Raw genomic sequence first — 5065 nt, 5'->3', positions numbered from 1 at the left:
CCAGAGGATGACCTTCTTGTTTTCCTCACCACCCGGGGCGGGAGCGAGATTGCCGAAGATCACGCCGATCTCGGGGGCTTCCAGCTTGACCGAGAGGTATTCCTCTCCCGAACGCTGGGAGACGCGGTGCCAGCCGGCTCCGATCTCGAAGCCCGTGCGCTTGTTGACGATCCGGTAGTCCGGGGCGTCCTCGCGCGACTTGTTGGTGTTCGGGATGAGCGTGATCGGGGCGTTGACCCGGAGCGTGGCAAAGACGCCTTCCATCGAGCCGTCGGCCTTGGTGGTGAGGTTTGCGATCGTGGTGGCCATGGTAGTTCTCCTTCGGATGCATCGGGACCATTCCCGATGGCGCCAAAGGAGAGGGCCGTCCTGCTGCGGTCATCTTGGCGAAAATTCTGGAAAATTCTATTTTCCGAAAAATAGCGGGCAGGCCCTTCGCCTGTCCGCAGACAAAAAACAGGAATCGAATTTTCCTGAATATTCGCCGAGTGTACCCCCAACGGGGGTTGACCGCACAAAGCAGGCGGTCGTCTACAAAGGCGACATGAAACGGGAATGGCCCCGGATGCGGCAGATGGACAAGAACTCAGGCGGCCATCGCTTGGCCGTCCATGCAACGCTGCCGGATCGCCGGAACATGCTTGCCGCGCACCCCCGGGTCATGTCGCATGCGTCGTCAATACCTCGAACAGCAGCATGGCGCGTGAACCGCCTTTCTGGTCGGGATGGCGGCACAGCGTTTTCGAGATCGGAGCAGACTGGCAGCGAACTTCACGGCCCTCGGTAGCAATGCCTCGAAGCCACGATGGATGACCGCGCAAGCCAGGATGTTCGGCGCGCTCGCACCCGCTTCAGATGCGAGACGGGTCAAGATGATCCTACTGCCCAACGCCCTGCGGCTCTGCGCGTGGGCCGGTTTCGAAAGGGGCCGGCTCCGGCCGCTCATACAAATGGAGTTGGGGCTCGGTGCCGGATCAAGCATATCGGTTCGGACCCGCCGGGCTGTCGGCGGACCGCGCCCATATCATCCTGGCAGCGCCAGACGCTCGTCCGGCGTCATGCGGGCTTCGGCTTGGCGGCGAATGTCGGGACCGGCATGGCCGAGCATGGCACACCAGTCTTCCACATTGTACGTGGTCGCCATGCTGCCCCTGGCCAGATCGTAAATGACGCACGGCTTGTTCGCGATGGCCAGCCGAAGCACGTTGACGGCCGTGCCGGGTGATGCGCCGTCCCAGACCATCATGCCAAAGTCGGCGCGCCGCGCCATCTCCCGGTCTTTGGCGGCGTGGACCCAATATCCTCTGGCAGCCTCAGGAGAAGGAACATGGTAGGCGGCCCAGTCGCCCAGATTATTAAGGGGTTCCTCGCCGGCATGGAACACGCCGACATGCTCGTACTTGTAGCCCGCGAGCAGGCCCTGCGCCTCGGCATCGGCTCCCGACGCGTCGCCAATCAGCACGCCGTGCTCGGCAGCAACGATTGCGCCGATGCGAGTGATGGCAGGTTCCGGCAGCTCGAATATCTCGCGTGATCCACCTATGAATATCATCGACATCGTGACTTTCCTTTCTCTCCAGCGTCCCCCGCCCCGCACCGGCCGCCCTCTCCCTCTGCCCTGCGCGAGGGATCGTCACCCGAAGGCCGAGACGGCGAAGCCGGCGCGGGAAGCGGCGGGACGCCGCTACTAGAGCCCGGCCGGCCGAGGCCGGCGCGCCCGAAGCGGAGGTGCCGTGCTTCGCGCGAGGCTTTGGTGCGCTTCGGCCAAACCCGCCCGCGCCCGGTCGGGTTCGATGGTGCGGTTGCGAGGAAAGCGGCGCTTCACGCGCCGCCCTCCGCGAACCGCCAGACGGGGATGCCGAGCCGACGGGCCTTGTCGGCAAGGTTGTCGGTGATGCCGGAGCCGGGAAAGACAATCAGGCCGTAAGGCACCACCGAGAGAAGCTGGTCGTTGCGCCGGAACGGGGCGGCCTTGGCGTGCCGGTTCCAGTCCGGCTTGAAGGCGATCTGCGTGACCTTGCGGCTCTCGGCCCAGCAGGCGGCGATGCGTTCGGCTCCGCGCGGGCTGCCGCCGTGCAGCAGCACCATGTCCGGATGTTTCTCGCGGGCCTTGTCGAGGGCGTCCCAGATCCGCTCATGGTCGTTGCACTCAAGGCCGCCGGCGAAGGCGATCTTGGTGCCCGCGGGCACCAGCACCTCGGTCTCGGCGTGGCGGCGGGCGGCGAGGAAGTCGCGAGAGTCGATCACCGCCGACGTCATCGCCTGGTGGTTGACCTTGGAGCCGGTGCGCGGCCGCCATGCCGATCCGGTCTGCGCCTCGTAGAGGTCGGCGGCCTCGTCGCGCATGATTTCGAGCACGTTGCGGCGCTCGATATAGCTGATGCCTTCCGCGGTCAGCCGCTCCAGCTCGACGGACTTCACCTCGGAGCCGTCCTGCTCCTGCTGGCTTGAACGCTGCGCCTCCTCATTGCGGTCGAGGCTTCGGGCGACGCGCTCGGCGGCACGGTGGAAGACGTTCGCGAAGGACCAGAGCAGGTCGTCGAGATCGGGCTCGAGCCTGGTGTCGCCGAGCATGCCGGCGAAGGTTTCTACGATCCCGGCGAGGCCGGCCCGGATCACCCCGTCGTCGGGAAGCGGCCGAGGGTCAGGTTCGTCCTGATGCGGGCGATGGCCGTACATCTGCAGTTCGAGGATGACGCGGTCGGTCGGCGAGGAGGCGTGGGAGGGCTCGTAGGCGTCGTCGAGAGGAATGTCGTAGGTCATGGCGTGTCTCCGTCGGTTGTGGCCGCGCCTATCGCGGCCTGACAGCGCATCCCGGCCGCGCCCCGGTCGCGGCCGCACCGAAGGCCGGAGCGCGAGCGGAGGACGGCGCAGCCGTTGCGGCCGTGACCGGGGCGTGGCAGGGGTCGCCTCTCGGGCAGGCCGCGGGCGCGGCCTCTCCCGGCGGACCGCCGCCATGCCTAAAAGTCTTCCGGTGACGCCACCCCCGCCCGGCTACCTATCAGGGCCGTTTATGCGGGCGGCAGGAAGAGACAGGCATCCTCCGGGACGAACTGATCGCGCAGCCATGCCGCGAGATGGGCGGGGCCGAGATGGCGCAAATCGTCGTTGAAGTCGCCGAGCTGGGGCCGCAACACCAGGGCGAGAATCCCAGCCTCGCCTGCGCGTCGGCTGAGACGCTCGATGCCGTGTCGGCCGGCGGCGTCGGCATCGGCTGCAATGTAGAGGCGACGGCAGCCAGGCGGCAAGATCAGGTCGGCGAGGTGATTGGCCGAGGTCGCGGCGGCCACAGGCAGTGCCGGCATCAGCGTGCGCAGCGAGGCCATCGTCTCGAACCCCTCGCCGGCGGTCATGGCCGGGACGGGCACGCCGGGCTCAAGACCAAGCCAGATGCCGTTGCCAAGGAGGTCTCCCAGCGAGCGGCGTGGATCTTTGAGTTGCGCCTTGCTCTGACCCAAAGGATCAAGCCAGGTGCGCTGCAGGCCGGTGATCTCCCCGTCGAGGTTGGTGACAGCGGCAATCAGCGCAGGCAGGGTCTGCGTCTCGCCGGTCACGAGATCCCTGTAGTAGCAGCCGGGATGGAAACGTAGCGCGCGCTCATGCGCGGAAAGCAGGAGGCCGCGGCCGGCAAGGTATCGTTCGGCCAGCGTGCCGACGATCGGCTGGGACATGGCGAACAGGCGACGCGCCGCGTCAGGCGAGCCGCGTGTTGCGGCAGGCTGGCGATGCGCGACAAGGGGCTGGGGCGCGCGCTGGGACGGTGGCAGCGGCATGGAGAGGAAGCGACGTGCTTCATCCGCGACCTCGCGGAAGTCGACCAGGCCACAGCTCTGCTCGATGACGTCAAGCAGGTCGCCATACTCCCCCGATGACTCGTCGACCCATTTTCCAGCTGCTTTGCCGCCAACCGCCTTGAGCCGCACATGCATCGAACGGCCGCGCGTGTTGCGGACATCGCCGACCATCCAGTAATTGCCGGAGCGGTGGCCGTTGGAGAGATATTCGCGGCACACCGCCTCGGCATGTTCGCCAAGGCGGTGTGCCAGGTCGGAGGCTGAGCTGGACATGATCGCCTCCCCTTATGCCGCCGAGGTACGGTCGGTGACGCCAACCAGCGTATGGCGGTCGAGGAGCTTGCCAAAGATGGCGGCCCCTTGCGCGGACGTGGGGATGAACAGCCGGAGCTTCCAGGAGATGACTTCGGAGATCAGCCCCAGCGCCTTCAGCCGTGGGATCATCGCGTCGGTGAAGCCGATCAATTCGACACGGTAGTCGTTCATGACGCGGCTGCGGCGCAGGATCAGGCTATCGGCGAGTTGCAGTCCGATCCTGCCTTCCACGATCCCCCTCCAGGCGTCTTCCGGCGCGAGGGTGGGCACATCGTCAAGCCCCAGATTGTGGAACATGGTCGCGACAAGGGTCGGCGCAATGTGTCGCCCGATGATGCGTTCGCCGGCGTCGGTCTGAATGCGGTAGACTTGGCAATCATGATCCGGCAAGCGCCGCCAGATCGGCAGCAGCAGACCCGTCACGATGTGAAAGGTGCTCGCGGTGAACTCCGGGACGGCGGCGATTTCTGCCTGCCACAGGTCGCAGAACAGCTTTCGGTCCGCCGGTTGCCAGTGGGTTTCGGCCAGGGCGTCGAGACCGAAGCGCAGCTCGTCGGTCGGCCGCAGCAAGCGTACGCGGTGCTCTATCGTCCCGTCGTCGAGCATCAGGCTCGCAGTCGGCAGCTGGATTGCCGCACGGCTGGAACGGGCGTTCACCAGCAGGACCGATTGCGGCTCCGCTCGGACGATGGCCAGCGCGTCGACCAGGCCGAGCGGCTGGATACGGTCCTTGCGCGCGACTGTCAGCACATGCGACTGCGCGCCGGAGACCGGGTGGGTGTGGACGGTGCGACGATCGGTGACGACGATGCTCTCCGCCGTGATGGTCTCTAGACCTTTGTCATAGGAGCCGGCAGCGATCGCGCCCTCAACCTTCGCCGTCATCAGTTGCTCGAACACTTCGAACAGCAGGTTCTGGGTCTCTATGCGCAGCGCCAGCAGGCGGTTGAGCCAGG

The 5065-nt window shown here is 66.3% G+C and carries 5 protein-coding genes; all 5 read right to left on the bottom strand.

What is annotated here, in order from left to right; genetic code table 11:
- Nucleotides 1-309 (bottom strand): DUF736 domain-containing protein (locus tag AC1D0N_RS31720; RefSeq protein ID WP_477250555.1); only part of this gene is annotated, 309 nt, incomplete at its 3' end.
- 715 nt (nucleotides 310-1024) lie between these two features.
- Nucleotides 1025-1558 carry a hypothetical protein gene (locus AC1D0N_RS31715; protein WP_477250553.1) on the bottom strand — a complete coding sequence of 178 codons (534 nt, stop codon included), beginning with the start codon at nucleotides 1556-1558 and terminating at the stop codon, nucleotides 1025-1027.
- 263 nt (nucleotides 1559-1821) lie between these two features.
- Nucleotides 1822-2763 (bottom strand): DUF2493 domain-containing protein, encoded by a 942-nt coding sequence (locus AC1D0N_RS31710; protein WP_477250552.1) that lies wholly within the window; start codon nucleotides 2761-2763, stop codon nucleotides 1822-1824.
- Nucleotides 2764-3011: 248 nt separating this feature from the next.
- Nucleotides 3012-4067 (bottom strand): DUF7146 domain-containing protein, encoded by a 1056-nt coding sequence (locus tag AC1D0N_RS31705; protein ID WP_477250550.1) that lies wholly within the window; start codon nucleotides 4065-4067, stop codon nucleotides 3012-3014.
- 12 nt (nucleotides 4068-4079) lie between these two features.
- Nucleotides 4080-5065: strawberry notch C-terminal domain-containing protein (locus AC1D0N_RS31700; protein ID WP_477250548.1), on the bottom strand; the 986-nt coding region annotated here is incomplete at its 5' end.

It is taken from the genome of Mesorhizobium sp. P2_E10, assembly GCF_056404235.1.
The sequence above is the reverse complement of the archived record's forward strand: the minus strand, read 5'-3'. Positions and strand labels throughout refer to the sequence as shown.

What these genes read in the sequence shown, in the direction of transcription:
- AC1D0N_RS31715 (WP_477250553.1), bottom strand. Translation starts at nt 1,558, where the DNA reads ATGTCGATGATATTCATAGGTGGATCACGCGAGATATTCGAGCTGCCG.
- AC1D0N_RS31705 (WP_477250550.1), bottom strand. Translation starts at nt 4,067, where the DNA reads ATGTCCAGCTCAGCCTCCGACCTGGCACACCGCCTTGGCGAACATGCC.
- AC1D0N_RS31710 (WP_477250552.1), bottom strand. Translation starts at nt 2,763, where the DNA reads ATGACCTACGACATTCCTCTCGACGACGCCTACGAGCCCTCCCACGCC.